This is a genomic window from Novosphingobium sp. FG90, assembly GCF_057808725.1.
In genome coordinates this window covers 177442-198056 of sequence record NZ_JBMDIO010000004.1, presented here as the reverse complement: position 1 = coordinate 198056, position 20615 = coordinate 177442, and the positions used below count along the sequence as shown (strand labels likewise).

The window sequence follows — 20615 nt, the reverse complement described above, 5'->3', positions numbered from 1 at the left end:
CTGTTTTTACGTGGTAAACGTCAAGAAACGATTATTGCGTGTCCGCGCAACCTTTACAGGCGCGCGAGCACCGCGTCACCGATTTCCTTCGTGCCGGCCGAACCGCCCAGATCACCGCCCTTGATGCCGTCGGCCAGTGCGGCGGCGACAGCGGCTTCGACGCGAGCCGCTTCGGCTTCGAGACCAAAGGAGTGGCGCAGCAGCATGGCGGCCGAAAGGATCGTCGCCATCGGGTTGGCAAGGCCCTTGCCCGCGATGTCCGGGGCCGAGCCGTGGATCGGCTCGTAGAGGCCGAAGGTGCCTTCCGCGAGGCTGGCCGAGGCGAGCAGGCCGATCGAACCGACGCACATGCTGGCCTGATCCGAAAGAATGTCGCCGAACAGGTTGCCGGTGACGATGACGTCGAAGGCGCCGGGGTTCTTCACCAACTGCATCGCCGCGTTGTCGACGTACATGTGGGTGAGTTCGACGTCGGGATATTCGGCCGAGACCTCGATCACCACGTCGCGCCACAGCTGCGAGGTTTCCAGCACGTTGGCCTTGTCGACCGAGCACAGCTTCTTCGAACGACCCTGCGCGGCCTTGAAGCCGGCGTGCGCGATGCGGCGCACTTCGTCCTCGGCGTAGGACATCATGTCCCAGCCCTGACGACGGCCGTCTTCGAGGGTGCGGGTGCCCTTCTCGCCGAAATACACGTCGCCGTTGAGTTCGCGCACGATCAACAGGTCGATCTTGCCCGAGACTTCGGGGCGCAGGGTGGACAGGTCCTCAAGGCCCTTGAACACCGTCGCCGGCCGCAGGTTGGCGAACAGGCCCAGTTCCTTGCGCAGCCCCAACACGGCCTGTTCGGGGCGCAGCGCGCGCTCCAGATGGTCGAGCGAGAAGTCGCCAACCGCGCCGAACAGGATGGCGTCAGACGAGCGCGCGATTTCCAGCGTCACGGGCGGCAGCGGGTGGCCATGCTTGCGATAGGCCGCGCCGCCGACGTCGCCCTCGACCATCTCGAGACCGTCGATGTTCAGCGCTTCGAGCACGCGCACCGCCTCTGCAGTCACTTCAGGACCGATTCCGTCTCCGGCAAAAACAGCGATGCGCATGTGTCGTCTTCCTCAGTTACCGATCCGTGCCAGCCGCTCGCGCAGCAGGGTGCGCGCCGCCATAACGTCTCTTCTGCGATCGGCAAGCGGGTAGCGGGCCAATTCTCGACCAATGGCATCGAAGGCGCAGAGCATGGCGGGCCAGTCGTCATCCGGCGGGCGGCCTACTTTCACGCCGTAGCCGAGTTCGCGCAGCACCAGCACCTCGTAGCGCAGAAGGCCGATCGCCCACCCCCTTGCGGACGGCGCGACGCAGATCGCCTCCAGCACGCCCGAAAGTGCATCATAGAGCGCGGGAAACGGCTGGCGCTCGGGCAGCACGGAGGCGGCAAGCACAGTAGCCCACCCGATCGCAGCGGCAGGCAGCGGCTCGGTGATCCACGGTGCGCGGCTGTGCAGCAGTTCGACGCGGGCAAAAGGCAGCTGCGTCTCGGATTTGGAGCGGACGTCCGCCTCGACGGTATTGCCGGGGATCAGGACGGGTCGCAGTTCGCGCCCCCTGCCCCCCGCGACGAACGCCGCGACGAGGCCGTGCTCGGCGGTCAGCAAGCGCGCGATGACAGCGGTTTCGCCATGCGGCAGGGCGGCGCAGACAAGGGCGGGAGCGCGGAAATGCATCGCGCCCTCCTCTGGCCGGTCAGCGCCTCAGTTGCAAACGTCCTGCGCTTCGGCCTGCTTGTCCTTGGTGATGAGGGGGTTTTCCGCGCGGCCCATCGTCCAGTTGCGCCCCAGGCGCACGGTCTGGTTGGGCGCGCACCAGATCTCGCCCGAATTGTCGAGCGCTGTGACCCAGATCAGATTGTGCTCCTGCCCATAGTCGATCATGCCGATGGCATAGCCATCGCCCTTGCCGACAACGTGGAGCGGTATCGTGGGATTGAGCTGCGTGAACATCGTGTCCCTCTTGCTGGGCCTTCGCGATGTTCAACCCTGCGTGCGCGAGAAACGTTCCCGGCACACACATCTCGGTCAATCAGTTAGCGCCCAGCTTCGCTTCGATCGCGTCGAGGCGCGCCTTGAGCGACTCGGTCTCGGCGCGCGCGGTGGCGGCGAGTTCCTTGACCGCGTCGAATTCCTCGCGGCTGACGAAGTCCATGTCGCCCATGAACTCCTTCACACGCTCACGCGCGGAATCGCGGGCTTCGCGGCCCATGCCCGCCAGAGTGCCGGCGGCGCTGTTCAACATCTTGGCGAAGTCGGCGACGAAGGGGTTTTCGCTTTGCATGGGCGCTAGATGGAGCCTCATGGCGCCCCGTGCAAGAGGTATACGCAAAGGGGATCAGATGTCGAACCGCTCCACCGCGCCCGAACGCTGCGCCCCGTCCATGCCGGGATTGGCCTGGAGGAACGCGAAGTTCAGGTACGTCGCGAAGACCAGCCAGAGCAGGTAAGGCACCAGCAGCGCGGCTGCCACCGGCCGCACACGGGCGAACAGCACCGTCGCCACGACCGCCGCCAGCAGGATCGCCGCGATCAGCACCAGGGCCGCGCTCATCCGGTGCATCCCGAAGAACACCGGCGACCAGGCAAGGTTCAGCACGAACTGCACCGCAAAGGCGAGCACCGCGATTGCGCGCCCACGCGCACCACGCGCCGCCAGCACCATTGCCAGCGCCACGCCCATCATCACGTAGAGTATGGTCCATACGATGCCGAAGGTCACCGGCGGCGGGAAGGCTGCCGGCTTCGCCAGTTCGTCGAACCACGGGTTGCCCGGCCCGCTTCCCGCCAGTTGTCCGGAGAGGAAACCCAGCAGCACGACCACGGGTACGCACACAAGAAGCCAGCGCAGGAAGCTGGCGCGCAACTGGCCGGGGGAAGCTAACAGAGTCATGCGCGAGAAAGGTCCCGAATCAGGAATTTACCCAAGAATGGCGCGGTTTGTGGTACGCGACAGGTCTCTGCGCAATCGTTAGCGAACCACCGTAACGACAGATTCAGTCGCCCCGGTGTGCCGAAACGAGAAATTCCACGTTTCCTTCCGGCCCCTTGATCGGGCTCTCGACGATGCCCTGGATCTGCCAGCCGTCGCCTTCGAGCCACGCCCGCACTTCCTCGCAGACGCGAGCGTGCAGCGCGGGATCGCGCACGACGCCGCCCTTGCCCACTTCGCCGCGCCCGACCTCGAACTGCGGCTTGATCAGCGCCACCACCCGGCAACGCGGCGCGGCGAGACGCAGCGGCACTTCGAGAACCTTGGCCAGGCCGATGAAGCTGGCATCGCAGACGACCCAATCGCAGGGAGCGTCGATCTGCTCGGGCGTCAGAATGCGCGCGCTGGTCTGCTCCAGCACGGTCACGCGCGGATCGGTGCGCAGCTTCCAGGCCAGCTGGTTGGTCCCCGAATCGACGGCGAACACATGGCTGGCACCGTTCGTAAGCAGCACGTCCGTAAAGCCTCCGGTCGAACTGCCGATGTCCATGGCGACCGCACCCTTCGGATCGAGGCCGAAATGCTCGATCGCATGGGCCAGCTTGATTCCCCCACGCGAAACCCAGGGATGGTCGCGCCCGCGAACCTCGATGGGAGCGTCGTCCTTCACCGACTGGCCGGGCTTGGCGATCTTGGTCTCGCCTGAGAACACCAGCCCCGCCAGCACCAACGCCTGTGCGCGGGTACGACTTTCCGCCAGCCCGCGATCGACGAGCAGCTGATCGACCCGCGTTTTCACGGGTTTCTTTTCGACGAAACGGGGCGGAAGCGGGTCGGTCATGATCAGGTACGCACTTGAGATGGGCGGCGCCTCATTCCATACCACGGGCATGAAGGCAAATCCGCGCAGCCGCACCACCGCTCTTTCCCGCCTGCTTGTTCTCGGAACGACTGCCACGGCAGCGCTCTCCGGATGCGTGCCTCCGCCGCCGAGCACGCCGACACCGCCCCCCACCGCCGCGCATGTGCCGCCGTCGCGCCCGATGCCTCAGACCACCCCTCCTCCACCGCCGGCGGCAGACTGGCGCGACGCGCCGCAGACGGCGGGCAACTGGACTTACGCCGGAAACGGCAGTGAATCGGGGGCCACGTTCGGCAACGGGCAGTTAATCGTCCAGTGCGACGCCGCGCGCACCGTCACGCTCCTGCGCGCCGCAGTTCCGAGGGCCGGTGCCGTGGGCTTCTCCATCACCACCTCGACCGGCACGCGCGCGCTAACCGGCACCGCCACACCGCGCGGCGTCGTGACGACCTTGCCCGCGCGCGATTCCGTGCTCGACGCAATGGCCTTCAGCCGGGGCCGCTTCGCCGTGTCCGTGACCGGCGAACCCACTCTCTACATGCCGAGCTGGACCGAAATCTCGCGCGTGATCGAGGATTGCCGCTGAGACCGATACGTCGGCCCGGACTTGCCGGGGCCGCGGCAGGAACAGCCTACGTTGCGGGGTGCTCAGCCAACACTGTCCTGAAGACGACCCGCCATGCCGGATAAATTCCGGAATGGCGGTAAACCGACGCCGCTTCACCACTTCAGGCCGCACTCGGGAGCCCCCAAAAGCAGCGTTTTCAAGTCACCGCGCGGCTGGGGATAACTGGCCGGAAGTACCGATCATGACCGCAAAAAATTAGTTTTCAAGACTTGTTGTGCGCTGCGGAATATACCAGATTTCACTCAAGACAACGGCCTTCGGGATACGCGCCCGGAAGCAGCCGAAGTCCCAGCCGTGAAAGCGGCGCACTATGGCTAAACAGCGCGAAAGGAGGTGATCCGATGTCTCATGGTTCAGCAGAGAGGTCGGCAATTTCCGTCGCGAGGCATTATCGCTGATACACAAGCGATAAAGGCTTCGCTGGCGGCACTTCCCGGCCGCTGACCATGCGAAGGGCCGTACCGGCAAGCCGGTGCGGCCCTTCTCATTTGTGCGCTTCTTTTTTGTGCGCTTCGTGCAGGTCGGTGCACGGATTTGCCTCGCCCGGCCATCGTGCTAAGACTGAACGCTTGAGTAGCAATATTGCTTTCGGGTTGCATTCCGTGAAATTTTCGTTCAACGGCGCAATCCAGTTGCAGACTTGAGGATACGTTCGATGGCGACTTTCGCCGATGCCGGCCTGACTTTCACCACCCTTGCCCACCCCGCCCCCGCCAGCGCCGAGACGCGCGCGGCCGTGCTGGCGAACCCGGGCTTCGGCACCAACTTCACCGACCACATGGTGACGATCGAGTGGACCGAAGGTCAGGGCTGGCATGACGCGGTAATCGGCCCTCGCCAGCCGATCCCGCTCGATCCGGCGGCTGCTGTGCTGCATTACGCGCAGGAAATCTTCGAGGGCCTCAAGGCTTACAAGCAGGCCGACGGCACCATCGCGCTGTTCCGTCCCGAAGCCAACGCCGCGCGCTTCAACATGTCGGCCGAGCGCCTCGCCATGCCCGCGCTGCCCGAGAGCGTCTTCGTCGAAGCCATCGAGAAGCTGGTGCAGATCGACCGCGCGTGGATTCCTGAGGGCGAAGGCGCCTCGCTCTACCTGCGCCCGTTCATGATCGCGACCGAGGCGTTCCTCGGCGTGCGTCCGGCCAAGCAGTACAAGTTCATCGTCATCGCCAGCCCGGCAGGCAACTACTTCAAGTCGGGCGCACCTGCCGTCTCGATCTGGGTTTCGGACTATACCCGCGCCGCCCCCGGCGGCACCGGTGCGGCGAAGTGCGGCGGCAACTACGCCGCCAGCCTCGTGCCGCAGGCCGAAGCGATCGCGCGCGGCCATGACCAGGTCGTCTTCCTCGACGCCGCCGAGCACAAGTGGATCGAGGAACTCGGCGGCATGAACCTCTACTTCGCGTTCGAGGACGGCACCCTGCTGACCCCCGAGCTGACCGGCACGATCCTGCCCGGCATCACCCGCGACAGCCTGCTCCAGCTCGCCCGCGAAGAAGGCCTGACCGTGAAGGAAGGCCGCTACAGCCTCGACCAGTGGCGTGAGGATGCCGCTTCGGGCAAGCTGATCGAGACGTTCGCCTGCGGTACGGCGGCGGTCGTCACCCCGGTCGGCAAGGTTTCTGGCCGCGATGGCGAGTTCACCATCGGCACCGGCGGCCCCGGCCAGCTGACCGGCAAGCTGAAGAACCGCCTCGTCTCGATCCAGCGTGGCGAAGCGCCGGACACCCACGGCTGGATCCGCAAGATCGGCTGAAACAGGGGATTTGGGGGAGGCTCAGTACTCCCCCTCCTCCACCGTGTTGAATTGCGGATGGATACGCTTCCATTCGTACATCCAGTCCATTCCCTCGCGCGCCCTGACCATGTCGTCCTCGCGCGGGGCAAGCGCCGCCGTCGCCTCCCGCGCGACATCCGGCAGGACCGAAGTGTCCCACCCCTGCTGCTCCACTTCATCCGCCAGTATCGCCGCGCCTGCACGGCGCAGCATGATCGGCAACCTTTCACGCAAAGCCGCGACGACCCACGGGATCATCGGCCCGTTCACGTCCGGATCGTAGCCCCAGAGCACGTTGTGCCCCTCTGCATTCAGGATGTAGTGGTAGTGCAGCACTTTGCCGAAGACGTCGAAGCGCAGGTATTCCTCGGTCCGCGCGGCATCGAAGACGTGGATGCTCGGCCCCCGGACCATGCGCTGCGGCGAATCTCCCAGCGCGCGCGCTTCCACGGCGATTGCCACCGGCCCGGCATCGAACCAGCGGGCATGGCGCTCGATCATCGGGATCAGCATGAACTTGTGATGCTGCCCCCGGATGGTCTCGACGGTGCGGTTGCCCACGGGGCGCGCGACGACAGTGGTGGTCATGCTTGAAGTCTCCCGTCGTGCTCTTTGTCCGGCAGGCGAATAGCGCGCACGAAGCCTCCCGCTGTCAACCGCGCCGCCTTGATCGAACGTCCGGACGAAGCGCCTTTATTGCCATGTCCCGACCTTGTCGGCGCCCCCTTGCGAACCTACCTGTGCGCCGTCTTCCAACTCCCAAGGAGCGTTCCCGCATGGCCGATCTCACCTATACCCCGCCCAAGGTCTGGACCTGGGACCAGCCCAACGGCGGCGAGTTCGCCAGCATCAACCGCCCGACCGCCGGGGCGCGCTTCGAACGCGAACTGCCGCGCGGTGATCACCCCTTCCAGCTCTATTCGCTCGGCACGCCGAACGGCCAGAAGGTGACGATCATGCTCGAGGAGCTGCTCGCCGCCGGATACGCCGCCGAATACGATGCATGGCTGATCTCGATTTCGGACAGCGACCAGTTCTCCTCGGGGTTCGTGTCGATCAACCCGAACTCCAAGATCCCGGCCCTGCTCGACGTGTCCGGGCCGGAGCCGGTGCGAGTCTTCGAATCAGGCTCGATCCTGTTCCACCTTGCCGAGAAGTTCGGCGCCTTCATGCCGACCTCCGGCCCCGGCCGTACCGAATGCATGAACTGGCTGATGTGGCAAATGGGCAGCGCGCCGATGCTGGGCGGCGGTTTCGGGCATTTCTACGCCTACGCGCCGGAAAAGTACCAGTACCCGATCGACCGCTACGCGATGGAGGCCAAGCGCATCCTCGACGTCGCGGACAAGCGCCTCGGCGAGACGCGCTACCTTGCGGGTGACGAGTACACCGTCGCCGACATGGCCGCCTACGGCTGGTTCGGTGGCTTCGTGCGCGGCGACGCCTACGGCGACGCGGCGACCTTCCTCGACGTGCCGAGCTACGAAAACCTCATGCGCTGGGGCACGGAACTGGGCGCCCGCGAGCCGGTGCGTCGCGGCCGCATCGTCAACCGCAAGGGCGAAGGCTTCGTCCCCGAGCGCCACAGCGCCGCCGACATCGACGCGGTGCTGAACGCCTGAGAGTGATGTGTCCGGTGCTGGGGAAAAACCTCTTCCCAGCGCCGGAACAACACGCTAAGCGCCCCTCTCCCGATCGGCAGCACTATGCGATGCCGATCCGCTGGGGCGTCGCCAAGTGGTAAGGCACCGGTTTTTGGTACCGGCATTCGCAGGTTCGAATCCTGCCGCCCCAGCCAGTTTTTCACCCAGACCCGCCTCGATCCGTTGCCTGCCTGTGTTATAGGCGCAGCACTGCCCTCGTTCGCGTGAAATGCATACGGACAAGCCGACCGCCAGACCTGCACTGGATTTCAGCGCTGCGCTCGGCGTGGCGGGAGCGGCTGCGCCCGGGCTCATCTGGGGCCTCGACTTCGCGCCCGACGGCAGCCACGAACCCGCGCCCTGTGGCCCTGCACCGGAAGGTCGGTTCCGCTGGCTGCACCTCAATCTCGCCGACCATGGTACCCGCGCATGGATCGAACAGTCGGCGCTATTCCCGGTCGGCGCGCGCGAACTTCTGCTCTCGTCCGATTCGCACCAGCGTGCCCTCGTCGAAAGCGGCGCGGTGTGCTGCATCCTCCACGATTTCGAGCGGGATTTCGACGTGCGCGCCACCGCGCGGGTCGGCGCATTACGGGTGGCGATCCTGGGCGGGCTGATTGTCACCGCCAGGCGTCATCCGTTGGGCGCGGCCGATATCGTGATGCAGCGGGTCGGCGGAGGCGCGCGGGTCACCGGGGCGGCTGCGGCGCTCGACCTGCTGGTGGGCGCGCTGGCGCAGAACATCGACATGGTCATCCGAAACCTGTCCGCCGACGTGCAGGCGGCCGAGGATGCCTTCCTCGAAGGGCATCACCCGCCGACGAGCCGCAACCTCCTCGACATCCGTCGCCGGCTGGCGCAGATCCACCGCATGCTCGACGGCGCCCAGCGCGTGTTCCGGCGCCTGGAGCAGGACGACGAACTGCCCGAGACGTTGCAGCCCACGGTCGAGAAACTGTCGCAGCGCCTGCAGGGCCTCGATGCCGACGCCCTTGCAGTGCAGGGTCAATTGCGGCTGCTGCGCGACGAACTCGACCTGCAGCAGGACCAGCGAACGAACCAGAACCTCTACCTGCTCTCGGTCATGACCGCGCTGATGCTGCCCGCCACGCTGGTGACAGGCCTGTTCGGGATGAACACCGGGGGGCTGCCCTTCAGCGGAGCGCACGGCACCCTCGTCGCCACTGGAATCGCCGCAGGCACCGCTTTGGCCACCTACCTGTTCCTCAGGAGCAAGGGGTTCTTCCGCTAGATTGCAGGAATGAGAGATTTTTTCAAAATGTTGACGTGACGGATTACAGCCATCTTTCAAGCACTTGTCACGAAGATGAGGCGAAGATGAAGGTCACGCGACTCCGGTGTCATCGAACATCCATACAACTGTCGTGATGCAGCCATATTAGCCGCCCCGAGGCAGACAAATTCTGCCAAAAAAGGGTGGAAATTCAATATGATGAATAAGGTTGTCCGCGCGACGCTGCTCGCCGGCTCGATCCTCGCCAGCATGAGCGCTTCGAACGCCTGGGCCGATGCTCCCGCCGACACAGCGGCGGACGCAGCAGCGGATTCGGGCCTTGGCGACATCGTCGTCACCGCGACCAAGCGCGAGACCAATCTTCAGGAAACCCCGATCTCGATCGCGGTCGTCAGCCAGGCCGCGCTCAAGGACCGCCATGTCCAGAGCCTTTACGATCTGGCCGACGGCGGCGTTCCCTCGCTGCGCATCGCCACTTTCGAAGCCCGCCAGAGCGCGCTGACCATCGGCATCCGCGGCATCGTGCCGCTCGACGCCAACCAGCCCGCGCGTGAGCAGGGCGTCGGCATCTACGTCGACGGCGTCTACATGGGCCGCCAGCACGGCCTGAACGCCGCGCTGTTCGACGTCGAGCGCGTCGAAGTGCTCAAGGGTCCGCAGGGCACCTTGTTCGGCCGCAACACCGAAGGCGGCGCGCTCAGCATCGTCTCGAAGGCCCCCACCGGCGAGTTCGGCGGCCGCATCGATGGCGGCGTCGGCAACTACGGCGCCTACAACGGCAGCATCCACCTCGACCTGCCCGAAGTGGCCGGTTTCTCGGTCAAGCTGGACGGCGTGCTGCAGCATCAGGACCCGACCACCAAAAACCCGCTGGAAGGTCAGGCAGGCTTCAACCAGTATCACCGCAAGGGCGGCCGCGTCGCCGTGCGCTGGCAGCCGATCGATGGCATCACCGACGACTTCTCCTACGACGTCGCGCGCGATGCCAACACGCCGTTCTACAGCCAGTTGCTGAACTACAACCCCAACGGCTGCGTCGCCGGAACGCAGGCCGCCAGCGCTGCCTGCACCCTGCCCGGCACCCAGTACACCAACCTCACCGGCACGGTTAAGCCGCTGCTTCCCGGCGTCGTCGTCAACGGCAAGACCCGCATGAAGACCGCCGACATCGGCGTGCCGCAACAGCCCAGCGTCGACAAGACCCACGGCTTCACCAACACCCTCAAGTGGACCGTCTCGCCCGAAATCGAGCTGCGCGCGATCACCGCATGGCGCGGCGTGGACGCGACGCAGTGGGACAACTCGGGCGGCGCGCACCGCGTACCGGTCGTCACCCTGACCTCTGCCTGCACCGAGGCCAAGCCCTGTGGCTTCAGCCGCTACAGCCTTGCCGACCTGCACCAGAACCAGTTCAGCCAGGAACTGCAGGCCGTCGGCACCGTGGGCAAGATCGACTACGTCGCGGGCCTGTTCTACTTCAACGAGCACGTCAGCGACGACGCGGCGACGCCGAACTCGAACGGCGTCTACCTCGATAGCGCGGGCAACCCGGTCTACACGATCCTCGACAGCTGCACCGGTTCGAGCGGCTTCGGCTCGGACGTCGGCTGCCGCTCGATCGACCGCGCCTCGGAAGTCTGGTCGAAGAGCTACGCCGCCTATGGCCAGCTGACCTACAACGCCACCGAGCAGCTCCACCTGACCGTCGGCGGCCGCTACACGCATGATGAGAAGAAGGGCGTCCTGCACTTCTCGCGCAACGTGAACTACGACGTCGATACCGCGAAGGCGGCAGCGGCGGGCTACACGCCGCTCGATAAGACGTGGAACCGCTTCAACCCGATGGCGACCCTCGCCTACGACGTGTCGGACGACCTGCACGTCTACGCGAAGTACGCCACTGGCTACCGCGCAGGCGGCGCATCCTCGCGCACCGCGAACTATCAGGCGTTCAATCCGGAAGACGTGAAGTCCTACGAGATCGGCCTCAAGAGCGACTTCTGGGATCACCGCGGCCGCTTCAATCTGGCGGGCTACATCATGGACCGCAAGAACAGCCAGGTCGATATCAGCTCGATCCAGTCCTTCAACGGTTCGAACTACAACAACCTCGTCACCATCAATGCCCCCGGCACCACCAAGATCCGCGGCATCGAGGCGGACCTGACGCTGGAGCCGATCGACGGCCTGACGCTGAACGCATCCTACGCCTACACTTACACGCACATCCCGCTTGTGCCGATCACCTACACCGGCACCAACGGCGCCAGCACCACGGTCGACCAGCAGTTCTATATCGTGTTCACGCCGCGCAATGCGGCCAGCGGCTCGATCGACTACGTGCTGCCGATCGGCGGTAACGACACCAAGCTGAAGTTCCACTTCGACGGCAACTACTCGCAGGCGACGCAGGCCTTCGACCAGTTCGCCACCAAGAACGACGCCTCGCTGATCTTCAACGGACGCATTTCGCTGGCGGATATCGGCGTGGGCAACCAGAAGCTGACGCTGGGCGTGTGGGGCCGCAACATCTTCAACGAGCAGTACGTCTTCCGCCGCGACCCGTCGAACAGCCTGCCCGGCGCGCCGACCACCAGCGTTTCGACCGGCTCGATCAGCAACATCCTGGGTGACTACGGCAACTTCAACGCGCCGCGCACCTTCGGCCTCGACGCGAGCATCGCGTTCTGACGATTTTCCCCGGCTTTCGCGGGCCGGGGGAATACCGCAGGTCGCGCGGGCGAGCATCCGCCCTTCACGATGGGACGGGCGCTCAAACCGCCCCCGCACGATCCGCTACTGGACCGGCGTGACGCCTCCCCCGCGTCACGCCGGTCTTTTTGATTTTGCGGAAAGGCACAACATAGCCCGTCATCCCAGCGAAGGCTGGGACCGCTCGCGTGTTACCTTCCGCTGTCGTTCAGACGCCCGGTCGATAGTTGGGTTTTGTCGGCCTGCGGTCCCAGCCTTCGCTGGGATGACGGGAGTGCTTCAAACCGGCAACCGCGCCACGATGCGCAGGCCCGGCCCGGCATCCTCCAGCGCCAGCGTTCCTCGATGCAGGCGCACGATCGCCTCCATCAGCGGCAGGCCCAGACCGTGTCCACCGCCCTGCCCACCGTTTTGGCCTCCCCGCTCGACACGCCCAAACCGGCGCATCACATGCTCGCGCTGGCTTGCGGGGATTCCCGGGCCATCGTCGGTGACGACAAGCACCACGGCGCCTACCTCGCGCGCGACCGAGACCCTTGTCCGCGTACCCGCAGGCGTGTGCCGGACGGCATTCTCCAGCATGTTGACCAGGAGCTGCGACAGGAGCTGCCGGTCGCCGACGAGCTTCGCCTCGTCGGCCCGTTCCATCAGCACGCGCTGGCCACGCTCCTGCGCCACGGGCTGCACCATCTCGACGATCTCGGCCGCCAGTTCACCCATGTCGAGGAGCCGGAAACCGGCGCGGCGCGAACCGTCCTCGATCTCGGCGATGCGCAGCATCGCAGCGAACATGCCCAGCAGGTCATCCGCCTGCATGCGCGCCATCGCCACCCGCTCCCGCACGGGCTCGGCGGCGGCGCTTTGCTCCAGCAGGGCGAGCTCATTGCGCAGCCGCGCCAGAGGGGTACGCATCTCGTGCGAGATGTCGTTGGAAACGTTGCGGATCTCGCCCATCAGTTGTCCGATACGGTCGAGCATGCGGTTGAAGGCGCCCGCCTGCTGGTCGAACTCGCCGCCGTCACCGGGCATCGGCACGCGCTGGGCGAGATCACCCTCGATGATCGATTCCGCCGTATGGCGCACCGCGTCGATGCGCTTGCCGACAAGTCGCCGGAATGCGAGCAGCCCGGCCAGCACCACCAGCACGATGGCGCCGAAGCCTGCAAAATAGATGCGGCGGCGCGCGGCGAAGTAATTGTCGACCGGCTCCGTCTCCGCAAAGATGGCGAGACGCATCCCGCCACCGATCTCGCGAACCCACACGCGGCCTTCGCTCAACCCCTCGATGCGATCCTGCCGATCGAGCGAGGAATAGCCCAGCGGAAGTTCCCGGTTCAGCCGCACGTTCCCAACGATGGGATTCCCTTCCTCATCGCTCAGCAGCACGCCGAGGTCGCCGGTGTCGCGCTGGCGCGCCATCTGCATGATGTGGCGGCTGAGTTCCCCGCGGTCGGGCGTAGTTCCCTGCGGCACCAGCGCCTCGCTCTCCGACTCGATGCGTTCATCTACAAGTACCCGCACCATCGACGCGGTCGCGAAGAAGGTTCCAAACCCCGCCAGCGCCGTCACCGTCAGAAACAGCGCCAGGAACACGACGGTAAGTCCGCGCAGGGATCGGGGGAGCGGCCTCATGCCCGCAGCACATACCCCATGCCGCGCACGGTGCCGATCGGGTCGTCACCATGCTGCAGCAGCTTGACGCGCAACTGGCGGATATGGGCATCGACGATGTTGGTCGTCGTCTCGAAGTCCTGCCCCCAGACCCGCTCGATCAGCATCGGCCGCGTGACCACTTCTCCGGCATCGCGCGCCAGGGCAAGCAGCAGGCGAAACTCGGTCTGCGAGAGCGCCAGCGGCTGTCCGCCGCGCCAGACCATAAGTCGGGTAGGACTGATGACGATATCGCCCGCCGCGACGGTATCGCCGGGCTGGTCGCTGGTTCGCCGTGCCCGCACCAGAGCATTGAGCCGAGCATTCAGTTCGAGCGGATCGACCGGCTTCACCACGTAGTCGTCGGCACCTGCTTCCAGCCCCTCGACCTTGTCGAGCGTCTGGCCGAGCGCGGTCAGCATCAGCACCGGCATCCCCATGCCCTGCTCGCGCATTTCACGCAGCACCGTAACGCCGTCCATGGTCGGCAGCATCCAGTCGAGCACGACCGCGTCGAACGGACGCCGGCCCAGCAGCGACAGCGCCTCCGGCCCGTCTCCCGCCGTCTCCACATCGTGCTCGAAATGCCCGAGTTGCTCCACTAGCTGACGGCGAAGATGGCGATCGTCCTCGACCAGGAGGATCTGCAGACTCATGCGGACGTGCCCCGTGTAAAAGCGCTCCGGAAAAGCGCGAGGGTGAATTGGCCCATCATAGTGCCCGGTTTCACGCATGGCCACTAGCGAGATGGCGCCGCCGGTCAGGCCGCGAAAGTCACCGTCACCCGCAGGCCCGGCTCCGCATCGCCGAGTTCGAGCTGTGCGCCCATGCGTTCGGCGGTGGACCTGACTATGGCGAGGCCGAGGCCGCTTCCGGGCGGGCCGCTCTCCCCCTGCAGACGGGCGAAGCGCGACATCGCCATCTCGCGAAGGTCAGCGGGGATGCCCGGCCCGGTGTCGACGACCGCGAGCCGGACTATGCCCGCCTCCGCGCTCAGTTCGATCTGCGCCATGCCGCCGGGGTGGTTGTAGCGGATCGCGTTGTCCACGAGATTGGAGAGCATCTCGAACACCAGAGTGCGGTGACCGTGGATGCGATATGACCCTTCCCCTGCCTCCAGCAGCAGTTCGACATCCGCCTCGATCGCCTGACGAATGCGGCGGGAGATCACGTGCCGGCTCAGTTCCCTGAGATCGATTTCATGATCGGGCGGCAACACCCCCGCCTCGTCCGCACGGGCGAGCGTAAGCAATTGTGTCAGCAGGCGTTCGAGGTGGTCGGTCGCCTCCTCGATCTCGTGCAGCGCTTCGCCGGAGCCGCGCCGCGCCAGCGCGACCTGGACTTTCAGCACGGAAAGCGGCGTGCGCATCTGGTGCGAGGCGTCAGCGGTGAACCGACGCATGCCGGTCGTGGCATCATCCAGCCGCCCCAGCAGCCGGTCGAAAGACCGTGCAAGCGGGCGCAGTTCGCTCGGCAGCGGGCCGGTCCGCAAGGGCGAAAGATCCGGCGCGGCGCGGGTGTCGCGCGCCTCGATCACCCCGCGCAGGTCCGAGAGCGGGCGCAGGCTCCAGCCGAGCGCGGGGCGGATGAGCAGAAGGACGATCCCGACCAGCACGCACTCGCCGATCAGCAGTGCGATCATCAGCTTGTCGCGCAGGGAATTGCGGTTCTGCAGCGTCTCGGCCACCTGCACGACAACGGGCGCAGCGATACGCGGCAGGTTGCGGCGAATCTCGGCGATGCGGATGCGCTGGCCGCGAAACTGCGCGAAACGGAAGCGCGGCTCATCGACGGAAAGCACGGAAATGTCGGGCGCGGGCAGGTCCGCGTAGCCGGTGAGCAACGTATTGCCCACGGCGATCCGGTAGTAGACGTTGTCGCGCTCGGAGTTCTCCAGCATGCCGAAAGCGGCGGGCGGCAGGTCGAGAGTGACTTCGCCGCGCTCCACCTGCACGGTCTCGGCGATGGCGCCCAGCGCGCCGCCCAGCACGCGGTCGTTGGTGCGGCGCACGACGTCGGAGATGAGCACCCAGCCGAGCAGCCCCAGCACCAGCGCCAGCACCGCCAGCGGCCCGAACATCGCCAGCAGCAGGCGGACGCGCAGGGATATAGCGCGCTTCATTGACTCGCTTCGAGAGGGCAGGCGCGACCCTTCGACAAGCTCAGGGTGAGCGGGGGTAGAGTAAACCTCTCAAATCCGACTGGCGGATGTTGCGCGGACCTCCCAGTTCCGCTCAGGCTGAGCTTGTCGAAACCTCCGCGTCCACGCATCACGCGCGGTCCAGCATGTAGCCGACGCCGCGAACGGTACGGATCGCCGGGCCATCCGGCGCCAGCTTGCTGCGCAGGCGGGTGACGTTGACCTCCAGCGCGTTGGAGCCGACCGGATCGTCGAAGCCGAAGACCTCGGCCTGCAGCGTTTCGCGGTTGACGATTTGCCCCGCTCGCGTGGCCAATGCCTCAAGCACCGCCCATTCACGGCGGCGTAGTTCGATGAGGCGCCCGGCCACCTCCACGCGGCCGGTGGAGCGGTTGACCGTCATCGCCCCTATCTGGATTTCAGGCGCGGCGTCCCCGCCACGGCGGCGGCCGAGCGCGCGCACGCGAGCCTCCAGTTCCTCCACCTCGAACGGCTTGCGCAAATAGTCGTCGGCGCCGAGGTCCAACCCGCGAACGCGATCGTCGAGACCGTCGCGCGCGGTGAGCATCAGCACTTGCGACTGGTCTCCGCGTGCACGCAGGCGCGCGAGCACCTGAAAGCCGTCGATGTCGGGAAGCCCCACATCGAGGATCACCAGCGAGTACGGCTCGGTAGCGGAAACCGACAGCGCTTCCTCCCCGCACGCCACGTGATCGACGGCATGACCCGCCGTGCGCAGCAGCGAAACGATGCCACGCGCAAGGGCGGCGTCATCCTCGACGATGAGGATTCTCACGGCCGGAATCCATGAAAGGTGGGTGACAGGTTGAAAACGTAGATCATCGAGCGCTGCTTATCCGAACATAGAGGCGGAAAGCGAGAGGAGTCGACAATGCGTTCTTTCACCCCTGTTCTGGCAATCACGGTCCTTCTGGCCGGTCCCGCAGCCGCGCAGAAGCCGGAAGCGCCGCAGCGCCCCGCCGGTTATCCGCGCAGCTACGACACGCTGATCGCCGACGCCCGCGCCGAGGGCAAGGTGCGCATCTACGCCAATGCCGACCGCGCCGAGATGGTGCCGGTGGTGGCGGAGTTCAAACGGCTGTTCCCCGGTGTGGCAGTCTACTACGCCGATCTCGGCTCGACCGAGATGTACCAGCGCTACACCCGCGAGACGCGCAGCCGACAGTATTCTGCGGACATCGTGTGGTCCTCGGCGATGGACCAGCAGATCAAGCTCATCAACGACGGCTACGCGCAGCAATACGCCAGCCCCGAGAAACCCGCGCTGCCAGAGACGGCGGTATGGAAGAACATGGGCTACGGCGTCACCGCCGAGCCGATCGCCTTCGTCTACAACCGCAAGATCGTGCCCGACGCCCTGGCCCCGCGCACGCATCAGGGGCTCGAGGAACTGCTGCGCCGTCGCCGCGCGGAATTCACCGGCAAGGTCGCGACGTTCGACGCCGCGCGCTCGCACACCGGCTATCTCTATCTCTCGCAGGACTTCCTCGCGACGCGCGACACCCGCTCGCTGGTCGAGGCGATCGGCGCGACGCGCCCCGTTCTGGAAATCAGCACCCAGCCGATGCTGGCGGGCGTCGCCTCGGGCAAGCTGGCGATCGCGTACAACGTCATCGGCTCCTACGCGCTGGAGCAGGCGCGGCGCAATCCGCAGCTCGGCGTGGTGTTCCCCAGGGACTACACACTCGTCACTTCGCGCATCGCCTTCATCGGGCGGGACGCGCGCCATCCGGCGGCGGCGAAGCTGTTCCTCGATTTCCTTCTTTCGCGCGCGGGGCAGGCCCAGCTTGCCCGGCACAGTCTGTGGCCGGTGCGCACCGACGTACCCGCCCGCCGCCTACCCGCCCAGCGGACGCGCGTCGTGCGCGTGGGGCCACAACTACTCGTCAATCTGGATCACCTGACCCGGCAGCGGTTCCTGCGCGAATGGAACGCTGCCCTCGTCACAGGGAGAGAACAAAAACCATGACCCGTACTCTGATGGCCAGCGGAGCATTCCTTGCGCTGGTAAGTGCCAACCCCGCGCTGGCGCAGGCCCCCACGCGCGACGAACTCGCCAATCTGGTGCGCGCGCAGGCCGCCGAGATCGCCTCGCTGCGCCAGCGCGTCGATGCGCTGGAAGCCACCCGCACCGCTGCTGCAGCGCCGCAGCAAAGCGCTCCCGTAGTCGCTGCCGCCGAACCCGAGCAGGCCGCGCCGACCATCCTCTCGACCCAGCCCTATGCGGCCCAGCTTCTTCCCCCCGGCCCCGCTGAGCGCGACATCGAGCGCGTGCGCGCCACCGCCGTCGCCGCGACGGACGTGACGACCGAATGGGGCCAGGGCCTGCCGGTATTCCACTCGGGCGACGGCACCTTCAGCTTCAAGCCGCGCGGCCGCATCATCACCGACGTCAGCACCACCCATGGCTCCAAGTACGACGGCCGCAACCTGACGACCACCGGCATGCGCGCGCTGCGCATGGGCCTCGAAGGCACCGTCGGCAGCCACTTGTTCTACCAGTTCGAAAGCGATTTCTCGGAGAACGCGGTCGATGTCGTCACCGCCTTCATCGGCTGGAAGAACAAGATCGCGCCCGGCCTCGACTACGACGTGCGCGTTGGCCACTTGTTCAACGACCGCAGCTTCGAAGGCTCGACCGGTTCGGACTCCACCCCGTTCGCCGAGCGCACCGTGGTCGCCACCGCGATCATCCCGCAGCGCGCCTTCTATGGCCTCGGCATCATGCCGCGCCTGTTCTGGAAGACCGGCCACGCCTCGCTGACCGTCACCGGCGACCGTATCGACGGCGACCAGTCCACCTCGGACAACCGCACCGTGATCGCCCGCGCGCACTGGAACCCGATCAAATCGCCGCGTCAGGTGCTGCACGTGGGGCTCTGGGGCTTCGACGAGCACCTGCAGCCGGGCAAGAACTCTCTGGGGCGCAACACCGTGATCGGCGGCCGCTTCAACGGCGCTCTGCGGCTGTCGACCGGCGACATCATCGGCGGCACCGGCACCACCGGCTACGGCGCGGAACTGGGCGGCTACAGCGGCCCGCTGTGGGTCATGGCCGAGGCGGGCGAGCGCCACGCGCGGCTCGACAACGGACGCCCGGACTTCGTCACGCAGGCGTGGAGCGTCTCGGGCGGTTTCTTCATCACCGGCGACCTGCCGCCCTACAACCCGCGCCTCGGCAGCTTTGGCCAGCCCAAGGTGCTGCGCCCCGTCTTCGACGGCGGCCCGGGCGCGATCGAGTTGACCGCGCGCTACGAGAACCTGGAATTCAAGGACATCGCCACACCCGCACAGGGCTGGGCGGCGACGCTGGGCGCGAACTGGTATCTCAACAGCTTCGTGCGCTTCCAGGTCAACGCGATCCACTGGAACACCGAGAACACCGCCGGAATCTACACCGGCAAGGATGACGGCGAGACGCTCACCGCGCGCGTCGGCGTCACCTTCTAAGCCTTTCCCTTTCAAACCATGACCAGAACCGGGGACCAACAATGAGTCTCGCCCTTATCGGCTTCCTGATGGTGGCCACCTTCATGACGCTCATCATGACCAAGCGGATGACCCCGCTGGTCGCGCTGAGCGTCGTGCCCACCCTCTTCGCCCTTGTCGCCGGCTTCCATGCGGGGCTGGGCGACATGATGATCGACGGCGTCAAGAACCTCGCGCCCACCGGCGTCATGCTGCTGTTCGCGATCCTGTTCTTCAGCACCATGACCGACACCGGCCTGTTTGACCCGCTGGTCGGCAAGCTGATCCGGCTGGTCCACGGCGACCCGATGCTGATCCTGATCGGCTCGGTCGTCCTGTGCGCGCTCGTCAGCCTCGATGGCGACGGTTCGACCACCTACATCATCACGATGGCGGCCATGCTGCCGCTCTACAAGCGCTACGACATGAACCGGCTGTACCTCGTCTGCCTGCTGATGGTGACGAGCGGCGTGATGAACCTGACGCCGTGGGGCGGCCCGACCGCCCGCGCCGCCAGCGCTCTGAAGCTGGACCCGGCCGCGCTGTTCCTGCCGCTGATTCCCGGCATGATCGCGGGCCTCGGCTTCCTGATCGCGCTCGCCATCTACTTCGGCCGCAAAGAGCGCCGCCGCATCGGCAAGGTTGAGAACCTCGCCGCGCTGGAAGCCAGCGACCTTGCCGTCTCGCAGTGGCCCGAAGCGCGCCGCCCGAAGATGATCTGGTTCAACGGCGCGCTCGTCATCGCGCTGCTGGTGCTGCTGGTCTGGGGCGTGCTGCCGCTGCCGATCCTGATGATGCTGGCGTTCGCCATCTCGATGATCGCCAACTACCCCGACACCAAGTCGCAGAAGGAGCGCATCAGCGCGCATGCGGGCAACGTCCTCTCGGTCGTCTCGCTGATCTTCGCGGCGGGCATCTTCACCGGCATCCTCTCGGGCACCGGCATGGTCGAGGCGATGAGCAAGGAAGTCGTCGGCCTGATCCCGCCGGTCCTCGGCCCCTACATGGCGCCGATCACCGCGCTCATCAGCCTGCCGGGTACGTTCTTCATCTCGAACGACGCCTTCTACTTCGGCATGCTGCCGATCCTGGCCGAAGCCGGTGCGCACTACGGCGTCGAGCCGATGGCGATCGCCCGCGCCTCGCTGATGGGCCAGCCGGTCCACCTGCTGAGCCCGCTGGTGCCCTCGACCTACCTTCTGGTGAGCCTTGCCGGTGTGGATCTGGCCGACCACCAGAAGTTCACGCTGGTTCCGGCGGCGCTGTGCTGCCTCGTCATGACCGTGGTGGGCATGGCGGTGCTGGCCTTCCCGTTCGTCGGCTAAGCATGAACGCGCGCCCGACCTCTCCCCACACGCCCCGTCACCCTGAACTCGTTTCAGGGTCCATCGGGCCGCGTGGGCCTGAGCGTCGGGCCGTAAGCCGCCGGTTCCGCTGGCGAAACTCCCCTTCGGCGCAAACCGGGGGATGGACCCTGAAACAAGTTCAG

Annotated in this window: 19 protein-coding genes and 1 tRNA gene; 9 read left to right on the top strand and 11 right to left on the bottom strand. The window is 66.2% G+C overall.

Going from position 1 to position 20615, the window contains the following annotated elements; translation table 11 throughout:
* Positions 1-53: 53 nt before the first annotated feature.
* From leuB to ACODRZ_RS05675, 6 genes are all read right to left on the bottom strand, one after another.
* Positions 54-1097 (bottom strand): 3-isopropylmalate dehydrogenase, encoded by a 1044-nt coding sequence (leuB, locus tag ACODRZ_RS05700; RefSeq protein WP_488969799.1) that lies wholly within the window; start codon positions 1095-1097, stop codon positions 54-56.
* A 12-nt stretch (positions 1098-1109) separates the two neighbouring features.
* Positions 1110-1715: a DNA repair protein RecO gene (gene recO / locus ACODRZ_RS05695; protein ID WP_488969800.1), complete on the bottom strand. Its 606-nt coding sequence runs from the start codon at positions 1713-1715 to the stop codon at positions 1110-1112.
* A gap of 27 nt (positions 1716-1742) precedes the next feature.
* Positions 1743-1991 carry a hypothetical protein gene (locus tag ACODRZ_RS05690; RefSeq protein ID WP_488969801.1) on the bottom strand — a complete coding sequence of 83 codons (249 nt, stop codon included), beginning with the start codon at positions 1989-1991 and terminating at the stop codon, positions 1743-1745.
* Positions 1992-2070: 79 nt separating this feature from the next.
* Complete coding sequence (locus ACODRZ_RS05685; RefSeq protein ID WP_488969802.1) at positions 2071-2322, bottom strand: accessory factor UbiK family protein; 252 nt, start codon at positions 2320-2322, stop codon at positions 2071-2073.
* Positions 2323-2376: 54 nt separating this feature from the next.
* A complete protein-coding gene (locus tag ACODRZ_RS05680; protein WP_488969803.1) occupies positions 2377-2931 on the bottom strand; it encodes a TspO/MBR family protein in 555 nt (184 codons plus the stop codon).
* 103 nt (positions 2932-3034) lie between these two features.
* Positions 3035-3811 carry a TlyA family RNA methyltransferase gene (locus tag ACODRZ_RS05675; RefSeq protein ID WP_488969804.1) on the bottom strand — a complete coding sequence of 259 codons (777 nt, stop codon included), beginning with the start codon at positions 3809-3811 and terminating at the stop codon, positions 3035-3037.
* On the opposite strand from ACODRZ_RS05675, the gene ACODRZ_RS05670 reads away from it, so the two are divergent.
* A complete protein-coding gene (locus ACODRZ_RS05670; RefSeq protein ID WP_488969805.1) occupies positions 3810-4418 on the top strand; it encodes a hypothetical protein in 609 nt (202 codons plus the stop codon). The genes ACODRZ_RS05675 and ACODRZ_RS05670 overlap by 2 nt on opposite strands.
* Positions 4419-5115: 697 nt before the next feature.
* Positions 5116-6216 carry a branched-chain amino acid aminotransferase gene (locus ACODRZ_RS05665; RefSeq protein ID WP_488969806.1) on the top strand — a complete coding sequence of 367 codons (1101 nt, stop codon included), beginning with the start codon at positions 5116-5118 and terminating at the stop codon, positions 6214-6216.
* Between the two features lie 21 nt (positions 6217-6237).
* On the opposite strand, the gene ACODRZ_RS05660 is transcribed toward ACODRZ_RS05665, so the two are convergent.
* Positions 6238-6825 carry a DUF7700 domain-containing protein gene (locus ACODRZ_RS05660; protein WP_488969807.1) on the bottom strand — a complete coding sequence of 196 codons (588 nt, stop codon included), beginning with the start codon at positions 6823-6825 and terminating at the stop codon, positions 6238-6240.
* 188 nt (positions 6826-7013) lie between these two features.
* On the opposite strand from ACODRZ_RS05660, the gene yghU reads away from it, so the two are divergent.
* The 4 genes from yghU (at position 7014) to ACODRZ_RS05640 (ending at position 11826) form a co-directional block, all read left to right on the top strand.
* The gene (gene yghU, locus ACODRZ_RS05655) at positions 7014-7859 is read left to right on the top strand and encodes a glutathione-dependent disulfide-bond oxidoreductase (RefSeq protein ID WP_488969808.1); all 846 of its coding nucleotides are present in this window, start codon (positions 7014-7016) and stop codon (positions 7857-7859) included.
* 101 nt (positions 7860-7960) lie between these two features.
* Positions 7961-8035: transfer RNA gene (locus ACODRZ_RS05650), tRNA-Gln, on the top strand.
* A gap of 74 nt (positions 8036-8109) precedes the next feature.
* Complete coding sequence (locus tag ACODRZ_RS05645; RefSeq protein ID WP_488969809.1) at positions 8110-9132, top strand: CorA family divalent cation transporter; 1023 nt, start codon at positions 8110-8112, stop codon at positions 9130-9132.
* Positions 9133-9330: 198 nt separating this feature from the next.
* Positions 9331-11826, top strand: a complete 2496-nt coding sequence (locus ACODRZ_RS05640) for a TonB-dependent receptor (protein WP_488969810.1) — start codon at positions 9331-9333, stop codon at positions 11824-11826.
* A 300-nt stretch (positions 11827-12126) separates the two neighbouring features.
* On the opposite strand, the gene ACODRZ_RS05635 is transcribed toward ACODRZ_RS05640, so the two are convergent.
* The 4 genes from ACODRZ_RS05635 to ACODRZ_RS05620 form a co-directional block, all read right to left on the bottom strand.
* Positions 12127-13479 carry a sensor histidine kinase gene (locus ACODRZ_RS05635; protein ID WP_488969811.1) on the bottom strand — a complete coding sequence of 451 codons (1353 nt, stop codon included), beginning with the start codon at positions 13477-13479 and terminating at the stop codon, positions 12127-12129.
* Positions 13476-14153, bottom strand: coding sequence for a response regulator transcription factor (locus tag ACODRZ_RS05630; protein WP_488969812.1), 678 nt, complete (start codon positions 14151-14153; stop codon positions 13476-13478). Before ACODRZ_RS05630 ends, ACODRZ_RS05635 begins: the two co-directional genes overlap by 4 nt.
* Positions 14154-14257: 104 nt before the next feature.
* Positions 14258-15619 (bottom strand): sensor histidine kinase, encoded by a 1362-nt coding sequence (locus ACODRZ_RS05625; protein WP_488986171.1) that lies wholly within the window; start codon positions 15617-15619, stop codon positions 14258-14260.
* Between the two features lie 148 nt (positions 15620-15767).
* Positions 15768-16433 carry a response regulator gene (locus ACODRZ_RS05620; RefSeq protein ID WP_488969814.1) on the bottom strand — a complete coding sequence of 222 codons (666 nt, stop codon included), beginning with the start codon at positions 16431-16433 and terminating at the stop codon, positions 15768-15770.
* 96 nt (positions 16434-16529) lie between these two features.
* Between ACODRZ_RS05620 and ACODRZ_RS05615 the strand changes: the two genes are divergently transcribed.
* From ACODRZ_RS05615 to ACODRZ_RS05605, 3 genes are read left to right on the top strand one after another with little or no spacing between them, the layout of a single operon-like run.
* Positions 16530-17627, top strand: a complete 1098-nt coding sequence (locus ACODRZ_RS05615; protein ID WP_488969815.1) for an ABC transporter substrate-binding protein — start codon at positions 16530-16532, stop codon at positions 17625-17627.
* Positions 17624-19108 carry an OprO/OprP family phosphate-selective porin gene (locus ACODRZ_RS05610; protein ID WP_488969816.1) on the top strand — a complete coding sequence of 495 codons (1485 nt, stop codon included), beginning with the start codon at positions 17624-17626 and terminating at the stop codon, positions 19106-19108. The genes ACODRZ_RS05615 and ACODRZ_RS05610 overlap by 4 nt, the downstream gene beginning before the upstream one ends.
* Before the next feature lie 41 nt (positions 19109-19149).
* Positions 19150-20451: a CitMHS family transporter gene (locus tag ACODRZ_RS05605; protein ID WP_488969817.1), complete on the top strand. Its 1302-nt coding sequence runs from the start codon at positions 19150-19152 to the stop codon at positions 20449-20451.
* Positions 20452-20615: the final 164 nt, after the last annotated feature.